Genomic DNA, 26,885 nt, shown 5'->3' with positions numbered 1-26,885 from the left:
CTATGCAAAGGCCTATCGCGGAACCTGACGCGGCTGAGGTACCAAAAGCGGCGCTTCACTAGCAGGGTCGCCAATATTTTTCCGAAAACTCCTCACTACCGTGCTATCGCGCAACTAGTCAAATGCGCTCAGACAGTCGCCAGCGGACCGGCTGGCGGCGCACCGAATTTCGGGCGAACCGCGCGGTCACCGCGCCCGGTTTTCCTACCGCGGAAACGCCTGCTCGGACCGGCAAGGCTCGCGCTTCAGTGGTGAACGTGCCGCACAGGTGATCCCGTTGCCCCAATCACAGCGGCCGCTCGCGCATGCATTCTTGCCGCTGACGAAGTCGTTTCATGTGGATGGATTGCAAAGTCGTACCCGTTCATCTGTTCATCGATGACAAAGCCTGCGACTCTCATCGCGTCCATCGAATTGCCGTCCACGTCGTCCCATTCACGAATCGCGCGGTTCATTTTAGTGAGTGCGGCTACGGCAAGTAAAACGGCGTCGGTTTCGGTGATCTTGCCTTCAAGGTCATCTGCCAGATAGTCCGCAACACGTAGAGCCGCGTTGATCAGGTCGCTGTCGTCGATCAGGTCCGTCAATACCGACTGAACCACTGCGAGGCAGGCATTTTTGCGTGCAAGTGCGATATCTGTCATGAGGTTCTCCAGAGTCGAGGTGACTGGGTAGCGACCTTCGACGGCCGCGTCGACGAACGGTGCAAATACCGCTCGGCCATTACTGCGGCGACTAAGGCAAAAGCGATATCAGGTGCGACACAATTTACTCCGAGTTCTCGCCCTTGCAAATCGAATACGCAGAAAGCGAAGCCGCTACCGGTTTGGGAATGTCGGGCACTTTCACCTGGTGTTGCTCATAGGCTTCTCCTCAACATCCCTGAGAGCCCGCATCGGCAGACTCATCGTTATGCGAACCCTGAAACCTTTCGAACTGGTCGATATAGCCCTTTTAGCTGTCAGCATGACCGGCTCCGCGGGAGCCCGTGTTCAACCACACGGTTTTCCATTACTCGTTTGAACTGCTTTGTTCGGCGCGCAAGATTGACTATCTTTGACTTGAGATCGATCCAATACAACAGGAAGAGCCCGCTATGAGAGCACTCGAAGTAGTAGGTCGGCTTGTCGTGGTTAGTTGCCTGACGGTGACGCCGAACGTCTACGCGCAAAGCAGCAGCGACATGCACACGGCGTCAAGTCCGGTTGCACATTCCGGGAAGGCGACGCAGTCGGACAAACAGCTGGCTCGCGATGTTCGCAAGGCGTTATCGAAAGCGCCCAACTTCAACGTATCGAACGTATTCGTCAAGGCGCGCGGCGGTGTCGTGACATTATCCGGCAGCGTGCCGGACGGTCCTCAGATCCAGCAGGCCTCGGAAGTGGCGACGGGCGTGCCGGGTGTAACGTCGGTGAGTAACCATCTGTCGCTTTATACAAAGGGGTACTAACGCATCACTACGGCTATTGGAAGAAGTGAACACGGAGGTTCGGCAGTTTATTGACCGTGTGCGCACATTCACCGCTCACGGTTGAGCGCCCATGCTGTTCAGTGAGAGAACGGTGCAGGCGACTCAAGGCTGTTAGCCGGCAAGGGCTATTCACGTACGGGAGGGCAACACAATGGCATTCGTCTTGTTAGCCGCGTTCTTCCTCACCTCGACAGGAATCCTTGTAGGCGCCGCGATATCCCCGCCGGCGCAGCGATCCGAGTCCGGTTCAATGGCAGCCGGCTCGACGGTTCCTCAATCGACACAAGAACTGGCGGGTAGGTACGTTGTTTCACGACAGGATGCTCAGCCGCAGTGAAGGAAGGAGCAAGCACTCGCCTGACATTCCGACGCATGCGCCCGCGCCGCGAACACCGCGACGCGGGTGCACCTGCGCAATGTGCATCGCCGCCTGTTCGCGGCGGAGCAAACAGGTTGAACCGGCTGAAACAGCACGGTGCTCTCAAGGCGCAATCGTGGCGCTGTCATTCGAATCCGACTAGCGTTTCGCTAACGAATCGCCCGGTCCTGCCAGTCTGAATCGCCGTATTGGGCGTAACCCACTGGTCGTTGCTGGTCGCGCGCAAGCCGGTCGCGTTAGGCGAAGTTCTGCCGTCTCCAGCTGGTCAGCACAATGATGCTAGCGTCATTCTTCGCCTGTCCGTTCTCGCCTTGTACGCGGTCACCGGAGAGTCAGGCCTTCTGGTCGGTGAGCGGCGGGAAGTCGAACTGCGCGGCCAGCGCCATTCCATAAGCGAAGATGCGGTGATCGCCTCCCAGCGCAGCAGTCGCCCGCGTTGCAGCGGTCAGCAACAGATTGCACGCGGCTCGCATCGTCTCGCTGGCGCCGAGTCGATCTTTCGGGCCGGACAACGTCAAGGCGCCCGCAAGCTCGTTATTTGGACCGAATACGGGAACCGATACCGCTGCGGTGTCGGGGTCGCGCTCACCATAAGACAGAGCCCACAATCGCTCGCGCACGGCATCGTGATTTGCCCGCGAGGGCTTTGAAAAAGCGATGAGAATCTTCCCGGATGCGCCACGATCAATCGGAAAACGTTCGCCTTCACGGATCGACACCCGAACCGACCGAGGCGGCTCCACGCGATGCAATACGACGCGATACTCGCCTTGCCTCACATAAAACGATGACGTCTCGCCCGAATCCGCCGATAGCTGCCGCAGCACCGGCTCAATGACCTCACGAATGTGGAACGACTCCTGGAATATCTGCGCGAGCCTGAGCGGTTCAGGACCGATCGAATAGTTTCCGTCGTCAAGTCTGCGGATAAAACCGCCACGTTCGAGCGAACTCAGCAATCGCAAGATCGTGCTTTTGTAAAAGCCGGTGCGCCGCGCGATTTCGGCAAGCGAAAGCGCACGTTCGCCAGGCTGGAAAACGCTGAGGATGGCAAACGCCCGGTCAAGCGCCGCTACTCCGCCTTTGTCATCGTCCGATCGCATTGCGAATACCGTTCTGTGGAGCAGACCATCGTAGAGGTTCGTCCGGCACGCGTCAATTCGCGAGCTCTGGGCCCATAACCATCCTCAGATTCCCGCCGCTCCGCTCCCTTCGCAGTGTCGAAAACCAGGGTAAACACGTTCGCAACGTTCTGATGGGCAGAACGATATTCCGATAGACAGACCGATCAACTGGGTTTACCCGGTTGATGGCACCGCTCTATCTCCGTATAGTTTTCCGTAACAGAACATCGTTCTTCACAACAGAACGCTAAGGAGGACATTTTGAGCGTTTCTATGCCTTGTCACGTGTTGGTTAGCGAAGTGGGTCCACGAGATGGTCTTCAGAGCATCAAAAGCGTCATGCCAACCGACGCGAAATTACGCTGGATCTCAGCGCTCGCCGCAGCCGGGTTGAAGGAAATCGAAGTCGGCTCGTTTGTGCCCGCGAAGTTGCTGCCGCAGATGGCCGACATCCGGGAGGTCGTGGCGCATGCATTGACGATTCCCGGACTGCACGTTGCGGTCCTCGCGCCCAATCTTCGCGGTTGCCAGGCGGCATTCGAATCGGGTGTCCATAAGGTGACCTTGCCGGTATCGGTGACTAACGAGCATTCGATGGCGAACATCCGTAAAACCACCGGCCAGATGATCGAAGAAGTCCGGCAGATCGTCGCATTGCGAGACGCTGAATATCCTGGCATCGCAATCGAAGCGGGTGTTTCAGTGGCTTTCGGCTGCACGATCGCGGGCGCAGTCAGCGATGACCAGACGATCCGGATGTGTGCCGCGATGGCGGAGTGCGGAGTCGATGAAATCGGCCTGTCCGATACCAGCGGATACGCAAACCCAACGCAGGTCCGTCGTCTGTTCCGCCGTCTGCAAAGCGAGTTTGGCAGCAGGGCGGGCGGTGCCCATTTCCACAACACGCGCGGCCAGGGTCTCGCCAATGTGGTCGCGGCGCTCGAGACAGGTGTCACGACAATCGACGCCAGCCAGGCGGGTCTTGGCGGATGCCCATACGCTCCCGGTGCGACCGGCAACATCGTTACCGAAGACCTCGCGTTTCTCCTCGAATCGATGGGGTACGACACCGGAATCGACATCGATTCGCTCGTCGCCGCGCGCTCGATTCTCACCCAAGCCCTGCCCGCGGAAGCCTTGTACGGTCACGTACAGGACGCCGGCTTGCCCAAAGGATTCAGATACGCGGACGGCCGCAGCCCAAGCGCCGTCCAACCCGAAGGCTGTCTCAAGGGAGTCGCGCAATGAGTGACGTCCAGAACAAACAATCGCTGCCGTACAGCGGCGTGCGTGTGGTCGAGATGACCCACATGGTGATGGGTCCCACCTGCGGCATGGTGCTCGCAGACCTGGGCGCAGAAGTCATCAAGGTCGAGCCGATCGCTGGCGACAGCACCCGCGCCCTGCGAGGTTCGGGTGCAGGTTTCTTCAGCACCTTCAACCGGAACAAAAAAAGCATTGCCGTCGACGTCAAAGATCCGCGTGGGCTGGAGATCGTGCACAAGCTGCTGGGCAGCGCCGATATCTTCAGCGAGAACTTCAAGAGCGGAACGATGGACAAGCTGGGGCTTGGCTACGCCGCCCTGTCGAAGCTTAATTCGCGCCTTATCTATGTGTCGCACAAGGGCTTTCTGCCGGGTCCTTACGACCATCGCACGGCACTGGACGAGGTCGTGCAAATGATGGGCGGGCTCGCTTATATGACCGGACCCGAAGGCCGCCCGCTGCGCGCCGGCACGAGTGTCAACGACATCATGGGCGGTATGTTCGGCGCCATCGGCGCGATGGCTGCGCTTGCGCAGCGTGAACGCACCGGTCATGGTCAGGAAGTGCAGAGTGCGCTCTTCGAGAACAACGTGTTTCTCGTCGCGCAGCACATGATGCAGTTCGCGGTGACCGGCCAGGCCGCCGCACCGATGCCAGGCCGCATCTCCGCATGGGCCGTGTACGACGTGTTCTCCGTCAAAGACGGAGAGCAGATATTCCTTGCCGTGGTCTCGGACACTCAGTGGGCGCTCTTCTGCGATGCATTCGGGCTGAATGACCTGAAAGCGGACGAACGCATCGCCACCAACAACCAGCGGGTTCAGGCGCGGGACTGGTTGCTGCCCCGGCTGCGCCAGCACATGGAGGCGTTCAGCGCGGCACAGATCAGCGAGATTTTCGAGCAGATCGGCCTGCCTTACGCCCCGATCACCAAGCCGCAGGATCTGTTCGACGATCCGCACCTTCTCGCCACCGGCGGACTCGCCGACGTGACCTTGCCGCCAGATGCAAGCGGAGCCGGAAAGCCGGTCGCCACGCGAACCGCACTGTTGCCCCTGACCCTTGCCGGTGAACGGCTGCGCTTGCGGGCCGCACCGCCGGCTCTCGGGCAGAACACGCAGGCGCTTCTGTCCGAGCTTGGCTATACGGCCGACGATCTCAGGCAGTTGACCGAGGCCTGCGTTGTCCGCTGTCAGGAACGGCAGCCGGGCGATCAGACGACGCCGTCTGCCAACGAGCTTGCCAGCGCCTGAAGCGGCTAACGCATCAAACCATCCGGCCGCGCCAATCCTCGCAGCGGACCGGCGAAGTGTATGGAGACGACGATGACATCTATATCCCAAGGCATGGCTGCCGACAGCCTCGACGCCAGTTCGCTCGAACAGCAGGCGGTGCGCAAAGCGGCGTGGCGCTTCATTCCGCTGCTCGCGCTCGCGTACTTTTTCAACTACCTCGACCGTACGAGCGTCGGTTTCGCCGCTCTGACCATGAACAAGGATCTGGGGCTCACTGCAACCCAGTTCGGCTGGGGCGCCGGCATCATGTTCGCGGGATATTGCATCTTCGAAGTCCCGAGCAACCTCGCGCTCTATCGCTTCGGCGCGCGACGCTGGCTTGCGCGGATCATGATCACATGGGGCCTCATGGCCGCCGCGACCTCCTTTGCTGTCGGACCGAACAGCTTCTATGTCATCCGCCTGCTGTTGGGAATCGGCGAAGCGGGCTTCTTCCCCGGCGTGATCTTCTTCCTCGCTCTCTGGTTTCCCGCTCAGTACCGCACTCGCGTACTTGCGTGGTTTACCGTCTCCACGCCGCTTTCATCGCTGATCGGCGCACCGCTTTCGACCTGGCTGCTGCAACTGGATGGCGCGTTGGGGCTGGCAGGTTGGAGGTGGATGTTCATCATCGAAGGATTGCCCGCATGCGTAATCGGCTTCCTCGTGCTGAAGATGCTTGCCGACCAGCCCGCCGATGCGAAGTGGTTGTCGGCCGCCGAACGCGACGCTCTTCAGGGCGCGTTCGATCGCGAAGGCTCGTCGTCGCGGAAGGAGAAGCACTTCGGCGCCGCACTCAAGGATGTGCGCGTCTACATTCTCGCGATGATCTCGTTCGGCTTCACGATGGGCTCGTATGGAATCGGTATCTGGCTGCCCCAGATGCTCAAGGCGCACGGAATGAGCGTTACGCAGACCGGCTGGCTCTCTGCGGTGCCTTACTTCTTTGCCACGATCGCACTGCTGTGGTGGGCGAAACGCGTGGATCGCCGTGGAGGAGCCATTGCGAACCTTGCCGCCGGCCTGCTTATCGGCGGAGTAGCGCTTGGCGTATCCACCCACTTTCATCAACTCGGCCCGGCGATGGTGGGCGTGACGCTGGCACTGATCGGCACGATTGCCGGACGCACCATCTTCTACACATTGCCCGCCCGGTTTCTGTCGGGGCAGGCGGCCGCTGGAGGGTTCGCATTGATCAACTCGATTGGCGCATTGGGAGGCTTTGCCGGACCGTATCTCGTCGGCTACCTGAAGGACAGTTTCGGCACCTTCACGGCCGGAATGATGGGACTTGCGATCGTGCTTGGCATCACGACCCTGCTAACGCTGTCGCTGTATGCATTCAATCGCGAGAAATGACCATGAACATGATTCGTTCACAAGGAAGGCGCAGGTTTCTCGCCGCTGCGGCAGCAGCGGTTGCGGCTTCTGTCATGGAAACCAGGCATGCGTTCGGCGAAGAGGAAGCGCGCAACATGAAGACAACCAGCAACTATCTGCCAGTTCGCCCGGAATGGCTCGCTTCGGGCACGGAAGCCGCCATCGAGCCGGAGATGCCGATCGTCGACGCACATCATCATTTCTACGAACGTCCCGGCTGGATCTATCTGCTCGACGACTACCTGGCAGACGTCCGCTCCGGGCACAACATCACGGCGTCCGTCTTCATGCAGGGACTGACTCGCTACCGTCAGACGGGTCCGGAGGAGCTACGGCCCGTGGGAGAAACGGAGTACGTCGCGAACGCGGTTGCGGCGCTGCCCGCCGGTTCGCCGCAGGTCGCGAAGGGCATCGTGGGCTACGCGGATCTTCGTCGCGGCGCTGCTGTACAAAGCGTTCTCGACGCACATATCGAGGCCGGCAAAGGGCGCTTTCGAGGCGTTCGGCATCTGGTCACCTGGGATGCGGATCAAACGCTGGTCAATCCGCTTTCCGCGGTTCCGCCGGGTCTGTTGCTCGACTCGAAGTATCGTGAAGGTGTCGCGCAACTGGCGCCACGCGGCCTGTCGTACGATGCGTGGCTCTTCTTTCCGCAGCTTCCCGAGCTATTCGATCTCGCAAAGACGTACCCCTACATGCCGATCATCATCAACCACTGCGGCGGGATCGTGCGCATCGCCAGCTACGCGGATAAGCGCAAAGAGGTGTTCGACAACTGGTCGCGCTCCATGCGTCAACTGGCTCAGCTGCCGAATGTCTACGTCAAGGTCGGCGGTCTGGGGATGCGGATCAACGGCTTCGACTTCGAGAAGGGAGAGCGCCCACCATCGTCGGTTGAATTGGCCGAAACGTGGAAACCGTGGATGCATACATGCATCGAGGCCTTCGGTGCGAACCGTTGCATGTTCGAAGGCAATTTCCCGGTCGACAAAGGCTCGTATCCGTATAGCAACGGTTGGAATGCGTTCAAGCGCCTGACTGCGCACGCAAGCGCCGACGAACGTGCGGCGTTGTTTCACGGCACGGCATCCAGCGTTTATCGGCTTGCTTGAGCGACGTGCGAAGCGCCGGCGGGGCCGGGCGCGATTACGTGCCCGGCCCCGGCCCGGTCCAGGAGAGTCAGCATTCGACCAGCGCCTTGACGACGGTCCGCCCAGGCTCCATCAGCTTCGGGAATTCGGTAGGTACGTCAGCCAGGCTCATCCGGTGAGTATTGAGCGCCTTGTCGGGGATGCGGCCTGCGCGCATCGCTTCAAGGACCGTCTCGAAGTCTTCCGCGGTCGCATTGCGGCTGCCGAGCAAGGTCGCTTCGCGCTTGTGAAACTCCGGATCGGAAAACGTGATCTGGCCGGGTACGATCGAAATCAGTACGTACTTGCCGCCGTGGGCGATGAACTCGAAGCCGCGGTTCATCGCATTGACGTTCCCCGTCGCATCGAACACTACGTCGAAGAACTCGCCGTCGGTGAGCGCCGCAAGTTCGTCGACGTCGTTCGGCCCAATCTGAACTGTCGAAACGGCAATGTGCTCGCTGCAGAACGCAAGTCGATCGGCGCGCGTATCCAGGCAGGAGACCCGCCCGCCGCGCAGGTTCGCAAACAGCATCGCCGCCATGCCGATCGGCCCCGCGCCCACGACGAGAACCCGCTGACCGGCCAACACGTCGGCGCGTCGAACCGCGTGAGCGCCGATCGCCAGAAACTCGAGCATCGCCGCCTGGTCCAGTGTCACGCCGTCGGCCTTGTGCACGAACTGCGCGGGCACCGACAGGTATTCAGTCAACGCGCCGTCACGATGCACGCCCAGCACCTTGATATTGACGCAGCAGTTGGTTTTCCCCTGCCTGCAGGCGATGCACTGTCCACACGACAGGTACGGCATCACATAGACGGCGTCGCCGGGCGCGACGTGCGCGCCGGGATCCGCCTCGGCGACGATGGCAGACAGTTCATGTCCCATCACCCGCGGGTATTGCAGGTAAGGCTGGTTCCCCGAGTAGATGTGCATGTCCGTGCCGCAAATACCCACGCGACTGACCCGCAAAAGTACTTCGCCGTCTGCGCGGTGAGGTGGTTCGCGGTCTTCGCGGCGTAGCACGCCGGGCGATTCACAAATGACGCTGAGCATTGGGCATCCTCTTTATTGGGCTTGTCGATCGCCGGACGGCTGATCGTTTCTGTATAAATGGCGGACCTCGGGAACCGGAGCCGATCCGGCGATCAGCCCTTCGTGCTGCAAGGCTTGCCACAGCTCCGGCGGAAGTGGCGTTTCAAGCCATGCGATGTTCTTTTGCAACTGCTCGATACTGCGCGCACCGACCACACACGACACGACGGCCGGGTGGGCCAACGGAAACTGGAGTGCCGCGGCGGCGAGCGGAACCTCGAACTTCGCGCATGCGTCGGCAAGACGCGCGACTTTCCGTGCCACTTCGGGCGGCGCATCGGCGTAGTTGAACTTGCCGTTGCCCACGAGCACGCCGGAATTGAATACGCCGCCGGCGACGATCCGCACGCCGTTGCTCACACACTGGTCGAGTAATGGCGAGAGCGCCTCCTGTTCGAGCAGCGTATAGCGGCCTGCCAGCATGACGAGGTCGAGATCGGCTTCCTGCATCGAGTCGGCTGCGACCTGCCATTCGTTCACGCCGAGTCCAATCGCGGCAACGGCGTGCGCGTCGCGCAGTTCCGCAAGAGCCCGGAATCCGCCGCCACGCGTCAGTTGTTCCCAGTAGCGCGAATGCGCGTCGCCGTGCGTCGCCACGCCAATGTCGTGAACATAGAGAATGTCGATCGTATGCATGCCGAGGCGTTGCTGGCTGTCCTCGTACGAGCGCATGATGCCGTCGAACGTATAGTCGAAACGAGGCCGGAAGGGCAGGGGTTGCGCCCAGTTGTCATCGCCCGCCTGAACCGTGTCGTCGGGCCGCATGAGCCGCCCGACCTTGGTGCTCAGTACGTAGCGTTCGCGCTCGCGCATCTGCAGCGATTGTCCGACTCGCCGTTCCGAAAGCGTATAGCCGTAGAACGGCGCAGTATCGAAGTAGCGGATACCGGCGTCCCACGCCCACTCGAGGAGCGCATTGGCCTCGGCGGTCGACATGGGCTTGTAGAGGCCGCCCAGTTGTGAGCAACCGAGGCCGAGCGTGGTCATCGCCAGTCCGCTTCGTGGCAGCGCGTGAGTTGCAATGGCTTTCATAACGGGGGTGTGTGAATGGAGGAACTGCCGGCGGACGGCTTGCAGAAACCGCCGCGCCGGCCCGTTCGTCAATAGAGAACGTTCTTGGCCTCGGACGAGTCGAGGTTCTGTTTCTCGACCATCATGACGCCCGTGTCCACCTGCTTCGAAACGGGCTTGCGTTCTATCACGCTGACGAGGGTCTGGATGCCCTTGTAGCCCATCTGATAAGAACTCTGAACCGCGATGGCCTGAATCGTGCCGTCACGAACGAAGCCTTGCAGGTCCTGGTTGCCGTCGAAGCCGATTGCAATGACCTTGCCGCCTTTTCCGGACTGCTGAAGGGCGCGTCCCATCCCCACGGCGGTAGGCTCGTTCGCGCCGAATATGCCCTTGAGGTCGGGATTGGCCGACAGCACGTCGGTCGTCTGATTCAGGGCATTCGCCATCTGCGACTGCGAGTAGAACGGACCCACCAGTTGCAGCTTCGAATGGGCGGCGATGTACTTGCGGAACCCGCCGACGCGGCCGACTTCCGAGCCCGCTCCCGGCACGTACGACATGACCGCGACCTTGCCGGTCTGCCCGACCCGGTCGATCATGGCCTTCGCACAGAGTTCGCCGGCTTTCACGTTGTCGGTAGAGAGGAACGACTGGTAGTACTGCTTGCCGGCATCGGACACCGTCGAGTCGATCAGCACCACGGGGATATGGGCTTCCCACGCTTTCTTCATGGCGGGAACGAGCGCATCGGGGTCGGACGGCGCCAGCACGATGCCCGCGACATGCCGGTTCACGGCATTCTCGACCATGTTGACTTCATCGGCGATGGCCGACTCCGCTGCGGGACCCTGGAAGGTCATCGTATAGCCCTTCGCATCGGCCATCGCGGCGGTCGCGCCTTTCTGGACGTTCTGCCAGTAGTTGGAGTTCGCCGTCTTCACGATTACGGCAATTTCGCCGCCCGCCGCCTGCGCATACGCGCTGAACATTGCACACATTGCTGCGGCCGCAGCCAGCACGGATACCTTTTTCATGTCTCGCTCCTTGATTGTGGTCTGGACTTCGTCTTCTGATTACAACTTCCGGTTTCGGAGTTGGTCGATCCATACAGTGCCGAGAATGACGACACCGATGATGATCTGCTGGATGAAGCTCGATACTCCGTTCATGTTCAGGCCGTTGCGCAGCACGCCGATCACGAATGCGCCGATGGCGGTGCCGGAGATCGTGCCGACGCCGCCCATCAGTGACGTGCCGCCGATCACCGCGCTTGCGATGGCGTCGAGTTCGTACATCACGCCTTCGTTCGGCTGGGCGGTGACGAGGCGCGACATCAGCACGCAGCCGGTAGCGCCTGCCAGCAATCCGGACAGGACGTAGGTGAAGAGCTTGACGCCTTGCACGTTGACGCCGGAAAGCCGCGCGGCTTCCGCGTTCGATCCGACCGCGTAGATGTGACGGCCGAGCGAGGTTCGCGACAGCAGAACGGAAATCGCCGCGAACAGGATCACCATGATGACGACGGGATATGGAATGCCTGGAAAGACCGTGTCGGGGAAGCCGTCAGCACCGATATGAGAGACCTTGAAGAGCGCGCCGTTGCCCAGTTCGCCAAAGGCGTCGCCGAGCCCGGAGACGGGTCTCGCGCCCGTGATCTGCAGGGCGAGACCGCGAGCGACGAGCATCATGCCGAGGGTTGCGATGAACGGAGGCAGCCCCATGCGCGTCACGCAGATGCCGTTGACCCATCCGCAGGCTGCACCGACGAGCATGCCGCCCGCCATCCCGACGGGTACAGGTAAGCCGGCCTTGACGAGCAGGGCGGCCGCGACACCCGCTAGCGCCAGCACCGATCCGACCGACAGGTCGATGCCTCCGGTGATGATGACGCACGTTGCGGCCACACCGAGATACGCAATGGACGTGACCTGCAGGGCAACCGTCATCAGGTTGCCGACAGAGAAAAATGCAGCACTGGTTAGCGAAAATGCGACGATCAGTACTACGAGGCTACCCAGCGCGGCAAATTTCTGAATCAGGTCGCGGCGTCGCTGTCGTGCCTGTTTGTCCGAGGCCTGCGTGCGGCCCGATGTGATTTCAAGCATGACTTCTCCCGGATGCGTGGTGCAAGATCTCCTCCTGACTGGTCCGTCTGGTTTCGAGTACTGCGGTAATGAGCCCCTCGTGAAACACGGCGATGCGATCGGTCATGCCGAGCAGCTCGGGCAACTCGGAACTGATCAGAACAACGCCGACTCCGTCCGCGGCCAGCCGGTCCATCAGCTTGTAAATTGCGTACTTCGCGCCGACGTCGATGCCTCGCGTCGGCTCATCGAAAAAGAGGATGCGCGAGCCGCGGTACAACCATTTGCTGATGACGATCTTCTGCTGGTTGCCGCCAGAAAGATTCCTCGCAATCTGCCTGACCGTCGGTGTGCGGATCGCGAGTTCGCGAACGTAGCGCTCGGCGATAGCCGTCTCTTCGGAAAAACGCAGGAAGCCACGTGACGAAATAGCGCGTACGTTGGCCAGCGTGATGTTTGCCGACACCGGCATCGAGAGTGCGAGGCCGTCTTTCTTCCGGTCCTCCGACAGGTAGGCGATCCCGTGGCGGATAGCCTCGCGCGGCGAGCGGATCGCCACGGGCGTGTCACCCAGCAGGATCGAGCCGGAGTCGGGCCGCTCGGCGCCGAAGATCGCGCGGGCGACTTCCGTGCGCCCCGCGCCCATCAGTCCTGCGAAACCGAGAATCTCGCCCTTGCGCAAGTCGAACGAGAGAGGGCCGAACGTGTCTGTCCGCTGCAGATCGCGCACCCGCATCAGGACCTGATCCGTGGGGACCGACTCGCGCGGCGGATACGCGTCGTCAAGCGCACGCCCCACCATCCGGGCCACGATTTCGTTGATGGTGGTCGATGCGAAATCGCTCGTTGCGATATGGCGGCCATCGCGCAACACCGTGACGCGGTCCACGATCTCCGCCATCTCGTCGAGCCGATGCGAGATGTAAAGAATCGCTACGCCGTCGGCGCGCAGTTCCCTGATGATCCGAAAGAGTTGAACCGTTTCCGATTCGGTCAGCGATGACGTGGGCTCGTCCATGATGAGCACGCGCGCATCCAGTGATAGCGCCTTTGCGATCTCCACCATCTGCTGCTGCGCAATCGAGAGGGCGCCGACCAATGTGGTTGGCGACACATTCAGCCCGATGCGCTGCAGGCAGCGCTGCGCGTTCGCGTTCAGCGTGCGGTAGTCGACGAACGGGCCGCGCTTGGGTTCGCGCGCAAGGTAGATGTTCTCCGCGACCGACAGGTGCGGCACCAGGTTCAACTCCTGGTGGATGATTGCAATGCCTGCCGCCTGGGCGTCCGAGGTGGATACGAACTGCACCGGCTTGCCCTCGTAGCAGATGACGCCGTCGTCCGCGTGGTACTGGCCGCTGATGATTTTCATCAGCGTCGATTTGCCCGCGCCGTTCTCTCCGCAGACGGCGTGTACCTCTCCGGAACGCAGATCGAGATCGATGCCATCGAGCGCCACGACCCCGGGGAACCGCTTGCTCACACCCTTGAGTTGCAGAATTTCCCGAGGTGCCGGCACATCGGGCGCACGGCCCGGCCTCCGCTGCGTGGTCGCTTCTGTCAATCCCGTCTCCAATTTGTTCAGGACTTTACCGTTCGACCCGTGAAAAGCCGGTCGAGCGGTCAGTCCAATTTGGGCAGATTAAAACGCACAAACGGCTGTTTGGTCAAGCCAATGTAGAATTTCAGAACTGTTCATTCCAGTAGGGAAAACCCCGGCGGCGGCGCGGTTGCTGGCCTGCCGAGGCCTTCAGGCCCCATGCTAGACTCTGCTGCGGTCCGTTTCGCGGCTCGTCGACAGGACATTTCGAACAATGAAGCAAACTGAACCAAAGCGGCTTTACCAATCTGTGGCGACGCAGATTCTTTCCCTGATTCGAAAGGCCGAACTTGCGCCGGGCGCGCGTCTTCCGCCTGAGCGCGAGCTTGCCAATACGTTGGGTGTCTCACGCCCTTCATTGCGCGAAGCATTGATTGCGCTTGAAATCGGCGGCCAGATCGAGATACGGATGGGGTCGGGGGTGTACGTGCGCGCTCCGGACGAGGGCGGTGACAACGCCGTGCCGGCTCTGGGTGAAAGTCCGTCCGAACTGATGCAAGCCAGGGCGGCAATAGAAGGGACCGTGATCGTACTGGCTGCCGGAAAGCTTTCGGCGGCCACGCTCGACAGGCTGCGACGCACTGTCGAGCGAATGAAACGCCTCGCAGCTGCCGGGAAGTCGCCAGTCGATGCCGACCGGCAATTTCATATGCTGATCGCGGAGACCGCGGGCAATTCGGTGCTAAGCCGCTTCGTTGCCGAAATGTTCGATAGCCGCCATGACCCGATCGCTGCGGCGATTCGTGACCACTCGGAAAGCACCGCAACCTGGTCGGCCGCAGTACGGGAGCACGAGGAAATTCTCAAAGCGCTGCAGACAGGAGATCCGATCGCGGCGCAGACGGCGATGCGCACGCACCTTAAAGCGTCGGAGGAGCGCTGGATAGCAGGTGCCTTGCGGCAGGAAGACGTTTAAGTTTTTAGTGGGCGCATCTGTCGCCCTGAGTGTCTTCCCGTGAAATAGCCGGCGGTCACGTTCAATAGCGGGGCCGCCGGCCGTTTCACCGGGGAACGTGCGGTGCGTCAGGCGATCGTGTCGATCACTCCGCCATCCACACGCAACGCCGCGCCGGTGGTTGCCGAAGCTTGCGGTGAGCAGACGTACACCACCATATTCGCAATCTCCTCGGTCGTGGCCGGCCGCTGGATCAGAGACGTGCTGCGATGCTCGCGCACGAACTCGACGCCGACCTGTTCAACGGTCTTGCCTTGCGACTTCGCGGTTTCTTCGACCATTGCGCGAAATCCCTCCGACAACGTCGGGCCGGGCAGCACGGCGTTGACGGTTACTCCGCTGCCCGCTGCCTGCTTCGCAATGCCGCGCGAGATGCTCAGTTGCGCGGTCTTCGAAAAGCCGTACGCAAGCATATCGGCCGGAATGTTCAAACCCGATTCCGACGAGATGAACACGACGCGTCCCCACTTACTCTCCATCATCCCGCCCAGATAACTACGCGTAAGCCTCACGCCTGACATGACATTGACCTGGAAGTATCGCTCCCAGTCCTCGTCTTCGGTCGTGAACAGATCGCCGGCGCCGAACACGCCGAGGTTGTTCACGAGAATGTCGGCGCGAGGGACTTCGTTCAGGAGCGCGGCGCAGCCTGCAGCACTGCCCAGGTCGCCGGCAAAGCCGCGTAGTTTTGCCTGAGGTGTTTTCTCACGTATGGCGCTGATCGCGCGGTCTACCGCTTCGGGCGTGCGGCCATTGACGACAGTTTCCGCGCCCGCCTGTGCGAGTCCGCTTGCGATCGCGAAGCCGATCCCGGCCGTGGAGGCGCTGACAACGGCAAGTTTGCCGGTTAGATCGATGATCATGCGTGTGCTCCTGGTAAAGGCGTCGCGCGCTCGGCCCATTGCGTGTGCAAAAGCAGGGCGACGCGAGGTGAATGTTTCTAGGCGTTGATCTGCCGACGCAAACTCTCGCCGGCCAACGGCATGTCGCGCAGCCGCTTGCCGGTCGCATCGAATAGTGCATTGGCGATCGCGCCCGCAGTCGGGCCCATTGATGCTTCCGCGGCGCCGAGAAACGGTGCGCCCGGCCGATCGATCAAATGCACGTTGACGGCGCGCGGCGCCGCCGAGTACCGCAGAATAGGATAGCTGCTCCAGTCGAAACTGCGGATTCTCGATGTATCGAACTGTAGCTCCTCGTAGAGTGTCCAGCTTGCCGATTGAATGACGCCGCCTTCGATCTGGTTGCGTATGCCATCCGGATTCACGATCTGGCCTGAGTCCACCGCAACCTCCGCATGTTCGAGCCTGACCTGGCCGGTCTCGGGCACGACCGACACCTCGACGGCGATGGCGACATACGCCATCAGATTTTTATACTTCCCGAACGCGAAGCCCACGCCGTGATTGCGCTTGCGCGGCGCTCTGGGCCAGCCGAATCGACGGGCGGCCAGCTCGATCACGTCGCGGGCGCGCGGATCCTGCATATGCTTGAGCCGGAACGCCACCGGATCGGCGCCGGCGGCCGCGGCGAGTTCGTCCATGATAGCTTCGATCGAGAAGACGTTCATGTGCGCGCCCAGCGAACGCATGGCCGACGTGTTGAGCGGCATCGTCGGCGAGAAGTTGTTCATGACGTGCATGTTCGGGAGTGCGTAGAGCGGAATCGCGTTGCGGTCGCCGCCGCCTTCCGGTTGCACCATAGGCACCGACGGCGCCGGCGCGAACGGCTTTTCCAGCATCTGCGCGGGAATGAGCCGCCCCGCGTTGACGATACGTTCATTGTGGGAACTGCTCCACAGCGAATAGTTCCAGTCGACGATAGTGCCGCCCGCATCCAGCGATGCGCTGACCTCCGTGACCATTGCAGGCGTGAAGTGATCCCACGTGTGTTCCTGCTCGCGCATCCATTGCACGCGCACGGGTGCGCCGTCCATCTCGCGTGCGATCAGTGCCGCATGTGCGGCCACGTCGTCGGCGCCGTTATGGCCGTAGCAGCCCGACCCCTCGACATGAACGCAGCGAATCTTCTCCTTTGGCATCGACAGCATTTCAGCGAGCCCGTCGCGTAGCGGATATACGCCTTGCGAATGCGTCCAGACCGTCATGGCGCCGTTCTCGTAGAGCGCGACCGCGCAGGACGGTCCAATCGAGCCGTGCATCATGTAGCGCTTGCTGTACTTCGCGCTCAATGTTTTCACCGGCGTGCCGGCCGGCGCATGAACGTTGGCGATCTCGATGTGTTCGGTTGAAATCCGCTTCAGGTCGCGATGCACCGTAGACGGATCGGGCAAGCTGCGCCCGGCAGTCCATTTGCAGCCCGCCGACAGCGCTCGCTGTGCTTGCACGGCCTGCCATTCACCTCGCGCGACCACCGCGAGCAGGCTGCCGTTGCGAACCACTTTGACCACCCCCGGCATCTGCAGAATCTCGGGCGCGTTGGTCTCCAGTAGTTTCGCCTCGTAGACGGGCGGCATCACGACGCGCGCGTGCAGCATGCCGGGCATCGTCATGTCCTGGACATAGCTCGGGAGGCCGGTGACCTTCGCGGGAATATCCAGCCGCGGCAGCGAGGTGCCGATCATGTCGAACTTCGCCGGGTCCTTCAACGGTGAATCCGGCGTGGCCACGCGATGCAAATTGACGAGACGGACCGCTTCACCGTACGTCATGGCGCGGCCATCCGGTGCCTTGATCACTGCGTTGCGCGCGACCAGTTCGCCGCTGCTGACCCTGAAATGCGTAGCTGCCGCGTCGACCAGCAGTCCGCGCACCTGGGCTGCGGCGTTCAACAGCGCGCTGCCGCTGTCGGCCATCGTGTGGCTACCGGCGGTGAGACCTTCGTCCGGCGATGCGCCGGTATCGGCCGTCAGAAACGTGATCAGCGAAGGTGCCATGTCCAGTTCTTCCGCCGCGACCTGCAACAGCGCGGTGCGCACGCCGGTGCCGAGTTCGACCTTGCCGGTATGGACGGTCACCTTGCCCGCCGCGTCGATCCTGATCCAGGCGTCGAGATACGGGTTGGTTTTCAGGCTGCCTGCCAGCGCTTGAGTTGCTTTGCCGATATGCACGGCGGCGCCTTCGTCGGCAATCACTTCCTGCGCCATTGCCTTGACGCCCGGCAACATGCTGAAGCTCACCATTAGCGCGCCGGACATCATGAAGCGGCGGCGCGTTTCATCGATCTTTTCGTCATTGCCGCTCATTGCGCGCCTCCGCGGCTTGACGTGTGTAACGGTTCGTTCGTGAGCGTGTCGCCAGCGGGCAGATGCGCGACCTCGCGAATCGCGGCGAGAATTCGCAGATGCGTGCCGCAACGGCAAAGGTTGGGCTCCATGTGTTCCAGCATTTCGCGCTCCGTCGGCCGTGGGTTGCGATCGAGCAGAGCCTGCGCGCGCATGATCATGCCGGCGATGCAGTAGCCGCACTGCGCCGCCTGGTGATCGATAAACGACTTCTGCAGCGCCCCGGGGCGCTCGACGGTGCCGAGGCTCTCGATGGTGCGAACCGGCCGCGCGCCGATCGACGAGACCGGAATCAGGCACGAAAACACGGCCTGATCGCCCACGATAACCGTGCAGGCTCCGCATTGCCCGAGGCCGCAGCCGAATTTCGCGCCATGCAGATGCAGGTCGTTACGCAGCGCATACAGCAACGGCGTGGACGGATCGATATCGAGCGAGTGCTGCACGCCGTTGACGTTAAGAGTGATCATCGCGCGTCGTTCTCCTTTCTGACTTTGGCTACCGACTCTTCGACGTCGTCCCACGGGCCGCGCTGCGAGTAGGTCGCGCGAATGTATGACGCCAGGTCGGCGATCTGCCTGTTGTTGTAAACCTGGGCGAAGGCGGGCATGTAGTTGAGCGCATCTTCGCCATGCCAGTCGATGCCCCCGAGGATCATCTGGATCGCGTTGCGCGGCGTCGAGGCATTGACGGCCGTGCTGAGCGCGAGAGTCGGGCGCTCTCCGATGGATTGCATCGGCGCTTGCGGGCCATGGCATTGCGCGCACGACGCGGCGAACAGCACGGCGCCGCTTTGCGCTTCGGCCGAAAGCGACGTGCTGGCCACAGGGCTCGCATCGCTCGGTCGCGGCTTCTGAATCGACAGGATGTAGGTGGCGATGGCCTGCACATCCTGCTCCGGCACGGTGGCCAGATCGCGCGTGACGGGCAGCATCGGCCCGGCTGCCGCGCCATGCTCGCTAGCTCGGCCGGTGCGCAGGTAGGTTACGAGTTGCGCCTGCGTCCACGGCTTGGGCGCAGCGCCGAGAGCGTTGAGCGCGGGGGCTTCCCACCCGTCCACGATCCCGCCGTCGAACGCGTGTCCCGACTTTTCTCCGCCAATCGGATTGAGCGGGGAGTGACACGACGCGCAGTGACCCAGGCCATCGACAAGGAGCTTGCCGCGGTTCCACTGAGCATCTTTAGACGCGTCCGCCGCTTCGGGGCCGGGCCGCAGGAACAACATGTTCCAGAAAGCGAGCAAAGGCCTGAAGTTCAGCGGGAAGATCAGCTCGTTGGCGGGCGCGCTGGCCTTCACCGGCTCGCGCGTCATCAGATACGCGTAGGCGGCCGAAATGTCCCCGTCCGACATGCGGGTGAAGTGAATATAAGGAAACGCGGGATAGAGCAGGTGCCCGTCACGGGCGACGCCGTGGCGCACCGCGCGTGTGAACGCTTCCAGAGACCAGTTGCCGATACCCGTGTCGACGTCGGGCGTGATGTTCGTTGCGTAGATCGTGCCGAAGGGCGTCGCGAGTGGCAGGCCGCCTGCGAACGGCTGGCCGCCCTTGGCGGTGTGGCAGACAATGCAATCGCCTAGCGCCACCACGCGCGCGCCGGCGAGCTTTGTCTGCGCGTCGAACGATGCAACTGGCGGCGCGCCGATGGGCGCGATGGCCGGCTTCCACATCAAGGCCACGGCGACAGCCAGCACGGCCACGACGGCCCCGCCGGTTCCCCACAGCAATCTGGGTCCTGGAGTCATTCACACGCCTTTTTCGAATGGATTGATTGCAAACTTCGCATGCCTTAGCGAATGCTTTAGCGAATGCCTGCGCGCGGGCGGCGCCCACGGTGCCGCTGCGCTGTCATACCTGCGTCTCGCCGGGGCGCACGCTGTGGCCGGCGCTGCTCCCAGATGGATAGTCGATATAGCCGGCTTCGTCGCCGCCATACCAGCCGGCCGATCTGGGCGCTTCGAGCGGTGTTGCCGTTGCAATCCGCGCGACGAGGTCCGGGTTGGCAATGTAGGCACGGCCGAACGCGACCAGATCGGCGTCGCCGGCGCGGATCAACGCGTCGGCCCGGTCGATGGCAATGCCGCCGTTGACCATCAACGTGCCGTCGAAAACCTTGCGGGTGCGTTCGATAATGCGCGGCAAATCCGGTGCGCCGCTCCAGCCGTTCGTATCAGCCGCATGCACATACGCGACACCGAACTCGCTGAGCATCGCGCCGACGTAGTCGTAGGTGCCGTCGGGGTCGGTGTCGCGAACGTTGTTGTAATGCGCGTACGGCGAGACGCGTACACCGACCTTGGCGAGTGGAACTCCCGCGCCGATTTCCGTCAGCACGTCGCGCAGGAAATTCGCCCGTTTTGCAATCGACCCACCATACCGGTCGTCGCGGGTATTCGTTGTGGACGAGAGGAATTGATGCGGCAAATAACCATTCGCAGCATGTACTTCCACACCGTCGAATCCTGCGGCGATCGCGTTGACCGCGCCTTGCCTGAACGCATCGATCGTAAGCCTGACTTCCTGCAGCGACATCGCGCGCGACGGCGTTGCGTGAATGCGCGTGTAGTGGCCGTTCTGCAATTGCGCCCACACCTGCAAGTGTTCGAGGTCGTCATTCACGCCGGAGGGCGACAGCGGCACGTCGCCGCCAAGCAGCGCGAATGAACTGACGCGTCCGCTGTGCCAGAGTTGCATGAAGATGCGGCCGCCGGCGGCATGCACGCGGCTCGTGACAACGCGCCAGCCGTCGATCTGCTCAGCGGTCATGATGCCCGGCGTGAGTTCGAATGCAGCCGATGCGGGGCTGACATTTGTCGCCTCGGTAATGATCAGTCCGGCCGACGCGCGCTGCGCATAGTATTGCGCCATCATTTCGGTGGGCAGCCCGCGCACGGGAGCGCGTGAACGCGTCATGGGCGCCATGACCACGCGATTGGGCAGGCTCAGGCCATTCAGGGAATAGCTGTTCAGCAGGGACGAAAGGGAAGACATGTTTATTCCTTTGCACAATCGGGCGTTGCTCAGACTCGGACGCGGCACTGCACGCAGTAGCGTATTCGCAGCGCCACGCTTATTCCTGAAACCACGCTGAAATTTTGTTAAGCCGGTCGGCATGTCCGCTCGACTCGCCGGCAACTCGCCTCTCTGCAATAGGCTTATGCGTTGCGTGCGGCGTGCGGCCGGCCGATCACCAGGTAATGAATCAATGCGACGACGGGGAAGGCCGTCGCCACTGCTGCGACGAGCGGCCAGCCGCCGTGCTGATACAGCGGGCTCGCGAGCGCGGAACCAGAAGCGCCGCCTACGAAGATGCTCGTCATATACAGCGCGTTCAGACGGTTCCTGCTCGCTGCGTGTAGCGCGTAGATCTCGCGTTGACCCAACACCATGTTCATCTGCACGGCGAAGTCGAGAATGATTCCGGTCGCGACGAGGCCGAACACGCCCCACGCCGGATGGATGAGGGCCGGCGTATAGGCAAGCGCGCCCACCACCAGTGCGATCAACGTGGCGCGGACCGTGTGCCCGGCGTCGGCAAGGCGTCCCGCGACCGGTGCGGACGTCGCGCCGATTGCGCCGACTAGCGCGAAGATGCCGATTGCCGTTTGCGACAGCCCGAAGTGCCGAGTCAACTCGACAGGAATGGCCGTCCAGAACAGGCTGAACGAAGCAAACATCAGCCCTTGATACAACGAACGGTGACGCAGAATCGGCATGGTGCGCAGCAGATGCCCAAGCGAGCCGATTAACTCGAAGTAAGTGGCCTTATGTTCCGGCTGGCGGCGCGGAATGGTCAGTGCGAGCACGCTCGTCACAACTGCCATCAGGACCGCGGCGGAGCCGAACACTGCGCGCCAGCCGAAGTGACCGGCAATTACGCTGGAGATCGGACGGGACAGCAGGATGCCGAGCAGCAAGCCGCTCATGATCGTGCCGACTACCTTGCCCCGCGATTCGTCCGGTGCGAGATGCGCGGCAAGCGGAATGAGGATCTGCACGGCGACAGAACTGAAGCCGACCAGCAGCGAGATACCGAGGAACCACCCAGGCTGATGAGCGAACGCCGCAGCACCGAGACTCGCAATGGATACGAGCGCGGTCGCAATCATCAGCTTGCGGTTCTCAAGCAGATCGCCGAGCGGCACGAGAAAGAACAGGCCGAGGGCATAGCCGATCTGGGTCAGCGACACGATCAGGCTCGCCGTATTGGAGGACATGTGAATGTCCGGGGCGATCAGTTCGGTGATCGGCTGCGCGTAATAGAGGTTGGCGACGATCGCGCCGCAGCAGAATGCAAACAGCGCGATCAGCGATTGGGTTAGTTTGACGGTACTCGTGCCGGGGGTCGCAACAGATGCCTCGGTTGACATGACAACTCCTTGAATTGGGGGAGACAGGGTACGGAAAGGCGAAGTTCAGCGCGCGATGTTCATCAGCCGGTTGCCGAGCGATATACCCAGCTCGGTCATGCGCCCGCCGCGCTGTAACTGCTGGCTCTCCCAACGCTTGAGCGCCGAATCGATCGACTCGCCGCTTTGCTGTGCCGAGAGCAGCGCGAGCGCCAGCACGTGTGCATTGGAAGCTGCCTTCGCGGTGCTGCCCGCGGTATGCGGACGCGGCACCGAAGCGGCGTCGCCGAGCAGCAGGGCGCGGCCGAAGACCATCTGCGGGGCGCGCAGATCGACGATAGGCTGCATGAACGGCTCTTCGGTCGCATCGACCAGCGCGCGGAATGTCGGCCCCATCATGAGCCTCGCGTCGTCCCGCAACTGGGCGATGTCGGCACTCTTGGTCGAGCCCGGCGGCAACGAGAACGGCCGCGCCACGCCTTGACGGTCGATGAGCAACGCGCCTAGTTGCGCGCGGCTGTATTTGCGGTACCAGACCCAGTTCCAACGACGCTCTCCGACCACCGTCGAGTCATCGTCGCCCGGTATCAGGTAGGACAGCGCCGAATGGCCGTCGCCATGCTGAAACGAAAAGCGCTCACGCAGCGTGTCGGCGGCGGGAATCGGCAGATCGCGTTCTTCGACGAGTCCACGCCAGGCGACATAACCGGCGTAGGCCGGCACCACTTCTGGCAGCAGGCGGCTTCTGAGCGTCGAGCGGATACCGTCCGCGCCGATCAGCAAATCCGCCTCTTCTTGCCGGCCGCTTTCGAACAGCGCGATTGTTTGCTCGCCCTGCGCGCGATAGTTGACGAAGGTTTCGCCCGCATGCAGATGTTGAGCCGGCAGTGCCTTCTTCATTGCGCGATACAGCAGACTCCACGAAGTCTGCATCTGCGGCATGTACAGTTTCTCGACAATCTCGTCATGCCGGTCGAGATAAATGCGCTCGCTCGAAGCAACGCCGGGCGGGTCGGGCAATGCGACGCCGGCAAAGTGAAGCGCCTCCAGTACGTCTGGCTGCAGCACGACGCCGCCGCCGCGGCTCTCGAGTTCATTGGGCGAGGTCTCGAACACATCGACATGCCAGCCTGCCGCACGCAAGGTCGCCGCCGTAACCAGGCCGCCGAGCGAACCGCCTATGATCACAGCGCGAGGTTCTGAAAAAGAAGTCATGCTGCGCTCCTCAGCGCTGCGGATCGCAGCGCATGCATGAAGACGACAGCCGGCTGTGCGCCGCTAACTGTTTCGCCCTCGATCACGGTGGTCGGCACTGCCTGTATGCCGAGTTTGTCGGCCCGCGCCCGGGCAGCATCGACCTGCTCTTCGCCTGCGTTCGACAGCAGATACGCGCGCACCGCCTGTTCGTCGAAGGCATGCGCGGCGGCTACTGCGGCAAGTGTGTCGAGCGAACCGATGTCGCGTCCTTCGGAAAAATAGGCGCTGTATATGGCTTCGTAGAGCGCTGCGGCGGTGTGCGGTTCGTCGCGCTCCTGGGCAAACTGCATCAGGCGATGCGCAAGACGCGTGTTCGGTGTGAGCAACACCCGGCTGTAATCGAAGTGCGCGCCGGCTGCAAGTCCGGCGGCCGCAACCTGGGCGTCCATTGCCTGCGAGTGCGCCCAGCTACCGAACTTCTTGCTGCGATAGGCCCGCCGGTCCATTCCTGCGACCGGCATCGACGGATTCAATTCGAACGGCACATAGCGGATCGAAACCGCGTGAGCCAGGCCCGAATCCGCGAGCGCGGCGGCAAGGTTGCGTTGACCGATCCAGCACCACGGGCAAATGAAGTCGTAATTGACCTCGATATCGACGGTTTGCATGTTGCACCTCTCACCATGTGTAGGAATGCAGCATAGGCGTTGCGCGGCGGTCGCGGAATGGGCCTAAAATGCAATCCCGCGTTGCGCTGGGCGCAATGAAACGTCGACTGGGTCGTATATGGACAAACTCCTCGCTCTCACCACCTTGCTCGAAGTCGCCGATGCGGGAGGCTTCTCGAAAGCCGCACAGCGTCTTGGAGTGGCGACCTCGTCGGTCACGCGCCTGATGGATTCACTCGAAGCCTCGTTAGGCACTGCTTTGCTGACTCGTACGCCGCGCAACGTGAGCCTGACCGACGCCGGCATTGCTTATGTCGAACAGGTCGGCAAGGTGCTCGACGATCTCGCCGAAGCGGACGAGAGCGTGTTCGACAGCGGCGCGTCGCCGGTGGGGGCGCTGCGCATATCGGTGCCGTCCACCTATAGTCGGCTGCGGCTTGCCCCGCACCTCGCGGCGTTCCTGTCGGCTAATCCCAGGGTGTTTCTCGACGTCGTTGTTGCGGATCATTTCTCGGATCTCGCGCTTGACCGGATCGACGTCGCAATCCGCATCGGTCTGCCGGATCGCGACGCCAACCTGGTCGTGCGCAAACTGACGGACAACCCGCGTTATGTCGTGGCGAGCCATGACTACCTGGCCCGCTGCGGCACGCCGCAAACTCCGCACGCGCTCGACTCCCATGAGTGCCTTCGCATTGCATACGGCGGTGGCTATCGTTCGCGGCAGGTGTGGACCTTTCGGCGCGAGTCCGATGAAGGGCGCGTCGAAGAGCGTGTCGAGGTGCGAGGTCATCTGCTATCCAACAGTCTCGACATCCTTCACGAAGCCGTTCTCGCAGGACGAGGTGTTGCATTGCTGCCGGAATGGCTCGTCGGCGACGAGATTCGTGCGGGACGTTTGATGCGCCTCTTCGAGAACTTTGATGCAAGCCCTTATCAGGGCGACGCAATCGTTTACGCGGCGTACCTGCCGAATCGACGCCATTCGAGCAAGGTGCGTGCGCTCGTGCAGTTTCTCGAAGCCCGGCTTCAGATGGCGCTGGAAGGCTGAGCGGCAAAGCCCGGCGATTGCATCCGTTCGGACGAAGTCCCTGCAGAAGAATTCGAAATCTTCCAGGCCGAACGAAAGACCGAGCGATACAGCAATAGACAGTACTTTCTCAAGCGTTCCTTTACGAAGATTCAGTGCGTTTTCTACAGGCTGCATCAAGACCGCATCGGTAGAATTAGCCTCTATTTACAAGCGGTGCCGCATGAGCCAGCAAAGCTCGATGGCCGGCACACACGCCGGCTTCTGAGTCCCTTAACTCGAACCTCCAACATGCATCCACGATCTGAACCGCGCGGCATCGGGCATTCGTTGCGTTGGGCCACAGTCGTGGTCCTGATCGGGGTAGCCGGCGGCGTGGCTGGGCTCGGGCTCGCCGCGCTGTTGCATACGGTTCAGCATGTCGCCTATGGCTACAGCATCGAAACCATCTTCAGCAAGGAGAGCTTTCAACAAGGCGTGACGGCTGCGAGCCGCTCGCAGCGAGTGGAAATGCTCGCGCTCTGCGGGCTGGTCGCAGGTGTCGGCTGGTGGGCGGTCTATCGCTGGTGCAGACCGCTGGTGAGCATCGCGCGAGCGGTGAGCAGCGACGACCCGCGCATGCCTGCTATCGCAACCGTCTGCCACGCATTGCTGCAAATTGTCACCGTCGCGCTTGGCTCGCCGTTGGGGCGGGAAGTCGCGCCTCGCGAAATCGGCGCGATGCTGGCCGGCAGACTGGCGTCGTTCGCCAGACTCACGGTGGATGAATCCAGAATCATGGTCGCGTGTGGCGCTGGCGCGGGCCTTGCCGCGGTCTATAACGTGCCGCTTGCAGGTGCGGTGTACGTGCTGGAAGGATTGGTCTTCAGTATCGGTTGGCGAGCGCTCGTGCCGGCCGTCGTCACCTCGGCGATCGCGGGGCTCATCGCGCGAGCCGGTCTCGGCGACTTTCCGCAATACGACGTGCCGCACTATGCGTGCACCGCTTCGTTGATCGTGTGGTCGGCGCTGGCCGGGCCGCTTATTGGCGTTGCGGCCTGGCAGTTCACGAGGCTCACCGACCATGCACGCGCCCGCGCGCCGCGCGATAACAGGCTGATGCTGCTGTGCGCGGTCAACTTTCTCTGCATCGGGCTGCTCGCCATCAAGTTCCCGCTGTTGCTGGGTAACGGCAAGGGACCGGCGCAGGTGGGATTCGACGGCTCGCTAACGCTGCAGTTCGCCGCCGTTCTGCTCGTGCTGCGCGTGCTGATAACGTGGACGAGTCTGCGCGCCGGCGCGGCAGGCGGACTGCTGACGCCCGGCTTGTGTAACGGGGCATTGCTCGCCATCGTGCTGGGCAGTGTCTGGTCGGCGTGGTGGCCCGGCGCGCCGTTGGGCGCGTTTGCTGTGATCGGCGCGGCGGCGTTTCTCGCCACTTCCATGCGCGTACCGCTGACGGCAATCGCGTTGATCTTCGAGTTCACCCGCCCGTCGCCGGAATTTCTGATTCCGGTATTGATCGCAGTTGCCGGATCGGTAGCGATGTCGAGCTACGTTCGCCACGTCTTCGACCCGGCCCGCCGCCCTGATTTGGGCGCGAAAGTAGAGCGCGCGAATGTATAGTCCGCTTTCGCTTTGCCCTCGCC

General features: G+C 62.1%; 23 protein-coding genes. 8 read left to right on the top strand and 15 right to left on the bottom strand.

The window, feature by feature from the left end; all coding sequences use genetic code 11:
* Positions 1 to 245 precede the first annotated feature (245 nt).
* Positions 246 to 644, bottom strand: coding sequence for a hypothetical protein (locus JMY24_RS10560; RefSeq protein ID WP_128597043.1), 399 nt, complete (start codon positions 642 to 644; stop codon positions 246 to 248).
* 452 nt (positions 645 to 1,096) lie between these two features.
* Here JMY24_RS10560 and JMY24_RS10555 point away from each other — a divergent pair, with 452 nt between their 5' ends.
* Positions 1,097 to 1,450, top strand: coding sequence for a BON domain-containing protein (locus JMY24_RS10555; RefSeq protein WP_128597042.1), 354 nt, complete (start codon positions 1,097 to 1,099; stop codon positions 1,448 to 1,450).
* A gap of 732 nt (positions 1,451 to 2,182) precedes the next feature.
* Here JMY24_RS10555 and JMY24_RS10550 read toward each other — a convergent pair.
* A complete protein-coding gene (locus JMY24_RS10550; protein WP_128597041.1) occupies positions 2,183 to 2,953 on the bottom strand; it encodes an IclR family transcriptional regulator in 771 nt (256 codons plus the stop codon).
* Between the two features lie 294 nt (positions 2,954 to 3,247).
* Here JMY24_RS10550 and JMY24_RS10545 point away from each other — a divergent pair, with 294 nt between their 5' ends.
* From JMY24_RS10545 to JMY24_RS10530, 4 genes are all read left to right on the top strand, one after another.
* Positions 3,248 to 4,222, top strand: coding sequence for a hydroxymethylglutaryl-CoA lyase (locus JMY24_RS10545; protein WP_128597058.1), 975 nt, complete (start codon positions 3,248 to 3,250; stop codon positions 4,220 to 4,222).
* A complete protein-coding gene (locus JMY24_RS10540; RefSeq protein ID WP_201701993.1) occupies positions 4,219 to 5,493 on the top strand; it encodes a CaiB/BaiF CoA transferase family protein in 1,275 nt (424 codons plus the stop codon). Before JMY24_RS10545 ends, JMY24_RS10540 begins: the two co-directional genes overlap by 4 nt.
* A gap of 72 nt (positions 5,494 to 5,565) precedes the next feature.
* Positions 5,566 to 6,873 carry an MFS transporter gene (locus JMY24_RS10535; RefSeq protein ID WP_128597040.1) on the top strand — a complete coding sequence of 436 codons (1,308 nt, stop codon included), beginning with the start codon at positions 5,566 to 5,568 and terminating at the stop codon, positions 6,871 to 6,873.
* 2 nt (positions 6,874 to 6,875) lie between these two features.
* Positions 6,876 to 8,006 carry an amidohydrolase family protein gene (locus JMY24_RS10530; RefSeq protein ID WP_193425303.1) on the top strand — a complete coding sequence of 377 codons (1,131 nt, stop codon included), beginning with the start codon at positions 6,876 to 6,878 and terminating at the stop codon, positions 8,004 to 8,006.
* Between the two features lie 67 nt (positions 8,007 to 8,073).
* Here the strand turns inward: JMY24_RS10530 and JMY24_RS10525 are convergent, their stop codons facing one another.
* The 5 genes from JMY24_RS10525 to JMY24_RS10505 form a co-directional block, all read right to left on the bottom strand.
* Positions 8,074 to 9,081, bottom strand: coding sequence for a zinc-binding alcohol dehydrogenase family protein (locus JMY24_RS10525; RefSeq protein ID WP_128597038.1), 1,008 nt, complete (start codon positions 9,079 to 9,081; stop codon positions 8,074 to 8,076).
* A gap of 12 nt (positions 9,082 to 9,093) precedes the next feature.
* On the bottom strand, positions 9,094 to 10,152 hold the full coding sequence (locus tag JMY24_RS10520; protein ID WP_128597037.1) for an aldo/keto reductase: 1,059 nt from the start codon (positions 10,150 to 10,152) through the stop codon (positions 9,094 to 9,096).
* A 68-nt stretch (positions 10,153 to 10,220) separates the two neighbouring features.
* A complete protein-coding gene (locus JMY24_RS10515) occupies positions 10,221 to 11,168 on the bottom strand; it encodes an ABC transporter substrate-binding protein (protein WP_128586039.1) in 948 nt (315 codons plus the stop codon).
* A 39-nt stretch (positions 11,169 to 11,207) separates the two neighbouring features.
* Entirely contained in the window at positions 11,208 to 12,239 is a 1,032-nt protein-coding gene (locus JMY24_RS10510) for an ABC transporter permease (RefSeq protein ID WP_128597036.1), read from the bottom strand.
* Positions 12,232 to 13,779, bottom strand: a complete 1,548-nt coding sequence (locus tag JMY24_RS10505) for a sugar ABC transporter ATP-binding protein (RefSeq protein WP_128597035.1) — start codon at positions 13,777 to 13,779, stop codon at positions 12,232 to 12,234. Before JMY24_RS10505 ends, JMY24_RS10510 begins: the two co-directional genes overlap by 8 nt.
* Before the next feature lie 250 nt (positions 13,780 to 14,029).
* Here JMY24_RS10505 and JMY24_RS10500 point away from each other — a divergent pair, with 250 nt between their 5' ends.
* Positions 14,030 to 14,731, top strand: coding sequence for a FadR/GntR family transcriptional regulator (locus tag JMY24_RS10500; protein WP_128586036.1), 702 nt, complete (start codon positions 14,030 to 14,032; stop codon positions 14,729 to 14,731).
* Between the two features lie 107 nt (positions 14,732 to 14,838).
* Here the strand turns inward: JMY24_RS10500 and JMY24_RS10495 are convergent, their stop codons facing one another.
* From JMY24_RS10495 to JMY24_RS10460, 8 genes are all read right to left on the bottom strand, one after another.
* The gene (locus tag JMY24_RS10495; RefSeq protein ID WP_128597034.1) at positions 14,839 to 15,633 is read right to left on the bottom strand and encodes an SDR family NAD(P)-dependent oxidoreductase; all 795 of its coding nucleotides are present in this window, start codon (positions 15,631 to 15,633) and stop codon (positions 14,839 to 14,841) included.
* 77 nt (positions 15,634 to 15,710) lie between these two features.
* The gene (locus JMY24_RS10490; protein WP_128597033.1) at positions 15,711 to 17,975 is read right to left on the bottom strand and encodes a xanthine dehydrogenase family protein molybdopterin-binding subunit; all 2,265 of its coding nucleotides are present in this window, start codon (positions 17,973 to 17,975) and stop codon (positions 15,711 to 15,713) included.
* A complete protein-coding gene (locus JMY24_RS10485) occupies positions 17,972 to 18,484 on the bottom strand; it encodes a (2Fe-2S)-binding protein (protein ID WP_128597032.1) in 513 nt (170 codons plus the stop codon). Before JMY24_RS10485 ends, JMY24_RS10490 begins: the two co-directional genes overlap by 4 nt.
* Entirely contained in the window at positions 18,481 to 19,758 is a 1,278-nt protein-coding gene (locus JMY24_RS10480; RefSeq protein ID WP_128597031.1) for a c-type cytochrome, read from the bottom strand. Before JMY24_RS10480 ends, JMY24_RS10485 begins: the two co-directional genes overlap by 4 nt.
* A 103-nt stretch (positions 19,759 to 19,861) precedes the next feature.
* Entirely contained in the window at positions 19,862 to 21,004 is a 1,143-nt protein-coding gene (locus tag JMY24_RS10475) for an alkene reductase (protein WP_128597030.1), read from the bottom strand.
* A 164-nt stretch (positions 21,005 to 21,168) separates the two neighbouring features.
* On the bottom strand, positions 21,169 to 22,383 hold the full coding sequence (locus JMY24_RS10470; RefSeq protein ID WP_128597029.1) for an MFS transporter: 1,215 nt from the start codon (positions 22,381 to 22,383) through the stop codon (positions 21,169 to 21,171).
* 45 nt (positions 22,384 to 22,428) lie between these two features.
* Positions 22,429 to 23,577, bottom strand: a complete 1,149-nt coding sequence (locus JMY24_RS10465) for an FAD binding domain-containing protein (RefSeq protein WP_201701992.1) — start codon at positions 23,575 to 23,577, stop codon at positions 22,429 to 22,431.
* Positions 23,574 to 24,227, bottom strand: a complete 654-nt coding sequence (locus JMY24_RS10460) for a DsbA family oxidoreductase (protein WP_201701991.1) — start codon at positions 24,225 to 24,227, stop codon at positions 23,574 to 23,576. Before JMY24_RS10460 ends, JMY24_RS10465 begins: the two co-directional genes overlap by 4 nt.
* A gap of 118 nt (positions 24,228 to 24,345) precedes the next feature.
* Between JMY24_RS10460 and JMY24_RS10455 the strand changes: the two genes are divergently transcribed.
* Together JMY24_RS10455 and JMY24_RS10450 are read left to right on the top strand one after the other, a co-directional pair.
* Positions 24,346 to 25,278: a LysR family transcriptional regulator gene (locus JMY24_RS10455; RefSeq protein ID WP_128597027.1), complete on the top strand. Its 933-nt coding sequence runs from the start codon at positions 24,346 to 24,348 to the stop codon at positions 25,276 to 25,278.
* 270 nt (positions 25,279 to 25,548) lie between these two features.
* Entirely contained in the window at positions 25,549 to 26,862 is a 1,314-nt protein-coding gene (locus JMY24_RS10450; protein WP_236597380.1) for a chloride channel protein, read from the top strand.
* Positions 26,863 to 26,885: the final 23 nt, after the last annotated feature.

Source organism: Paraburkholderia kirstenboschensis (assembly GCF_904848585.1).
GTDB classification, from domain to species: domain Bacteria; phylum Pseudomonadota; class Gammaproteobacteria; order Burkholderiales; family Burkholderiaceae; genus Paraburkholderia; species Paraburkholderia kirstenboschensis.
The sequence above is the reverse complement of the archived record's forward strand: the minus strand, read 5'-3'. Positions and strand labels throughout refer to the sequence as shown.

What these genes read in the sequence shown, in the direction of transcription:
- JMY24_RS10560 (WP_128597043.1), bottom strand. Translation starts at nt 644, where the DNA reads ATGACAGATATCGCACTTGCACGCAAAAATGCCTGCCTCGCAGTGGTT.
- JMY24_RS10555 (WP_128597042.1), top strand. Translation starts at nt 1,097, where the DNA reads ATGAGAGCACTCGAAGTAGTAGGTCGGCTTGTCGTGGTTAGTTGCCTG.
- JMY24_RS10550 (WP_128597041.1), bottom strand. Translation starts at nt 2,953, where the DNA reads ATGCGATCGGACGATGACAAAGGCGGAGTAGCGGCGCTTGACCGGGCG.
- JMY24_RS10545 (WP_128597058.1), top strand. Translation starts at nt 3,248, where the DNA reads ATGCCTTGTCACGTGTTGGTTAGCGAAGTGGGTCCACGAGATGGTCTT.
- JMY24_RS10540 (WP_201701993.1), top strand. Translation starts at nt 4,219, where the DNA reads ATGAGTGACGTCCAGAACAAACAATCGCTGCCGTACAGCGGCGTGCGT.
- JMY24_RS10535 (WP_128597040.1), top strand. Translation starts at nt 5,566, where the DNA reads ATGACATCTATATCCCAAGGCATGGCTGCCGACAGCCTCGACGCCAGT.
- JMY24_RS10530 (WP_193425303.1), top strand. Translation starts at nt 6,876, where the DNA reads ATGAACATGATTCGTTCACAAGGAAGGCGCAGGTTTCTCGCCGCTGCG.
- JMY24_RS10525 (WP_128597038.1), bottom strand. Translation starts at nt 9,081, where the DNA reads ATGCTCAGCGTCATTTGTGAATCGCCCGGCGTGCTACGCCGCGAAGAC.
- JMY24_RS10520 (WP_128597037.1), bottom strand. Translation starts at nt 10,152, where the DNA reads ATGAAAGCCATTGCAACTCACGCGCTGCCACGAAGCGGACTGGCGATG.
- JMY24_RS10515 (WP_128586039.1), bottom strand. Translation starts at nt 11,168, where the DNA reads ATGAAAAAGGTATCCGTGCTGGCTGCGGCCGCAGCAATGTGTGCAATG.
- JMY24_RS10510 (WP_128597036.1), bottom strand. Translation starts at nt 12,239, where the DNA reads ATGCTTGAAATCACATCGGGCCGCACGCAGGCCTCGGACAAACAGGCA.
- JMY24_RS10500 (WP_128586036.1), top strand. Translation starts at nt 14,030, where the DNA reads ATGAAGCAAACTGAACCAAAGCGGCTTTACCAATCTGTGGCGACGCAG.
- JMY24_RS10495 (WP_128597034.1), bottom strand. Translation starts at nt 15,633, where the DNA reads ATGATCATCGATCTAACCGGCAAACTTGCCGTTGTCAGCGCCTCCACG.
- JMY24_RS10490 (WP_128597033.1), bottom strand. Translation starts at nt 17,975, where the DNA reads ATGAGCGGCAATGACGAAAAGATCGATGAAACGCGCCGCCGCTTCATG.
- JMY24_RS10485 (WP_128597032.1), bottom strand. Translation starts at nt 18,484, where the DNA reads ATGATCACTCTTAACGTCAACGGCGTGCAGCACTCGCTCGATATCGAT.
- JMY24_RS10480 (WP_128597031.1), bottom strand. Translation starts at nt 19,758, where the DNA reads ATGACTCCAGGACCCAGATTGCTGTGGGGAACCGGCGGGGCCGTCGTG.
- JMY24_RS10475 (WP_128597030.1), bottom strand. Translation starts at nt 21,004, where the DNA reads ATGTCTTCCCTTTCGTCCCTGCTGAACAGCTATTCCCTGAATGGCCTG.
- JMY24_RS10470 (WP_128597029.1), bottom strand. Translation starts at nt 22,383, where the DNA reads ATGTCAACCGAGGCATCTGTTGCGACCCCCGGCACGAGTACCGTCAAA.
- JMY24_RS10465 (WP_201701992.1), bottom strand. Translation starts at nt 23,577, where the DNA reads ATGACTTCTTTTTCAGAACCTCGCGCTGTGATCATAGGCGGTTCGCTC.
- JMY24_RS10460 (WP_201701991.1), bottom strand. Translation starts at nt 24,227, where the DNA reads ATGCAAACCGTCGATATCGAGGTCAATTACGACTTCATTTGCCCGTGG.
- JMY24_RS10455 (WP_128597027.1), top strand. Translation starts at nt 24,346, where the DNA reads ATGGACAAACTCCTCGCTCTCACCACCTTGCTCGAAGTCGCCGATGCG.
- JMY24_RS10450 (WP_236597380.1), top strand. Translation starts at nt 25,549, where the DNA reads ATGCATCCACGATCTGAACCGCGCGGCATCGGGCATTCGTTGCGTTGG.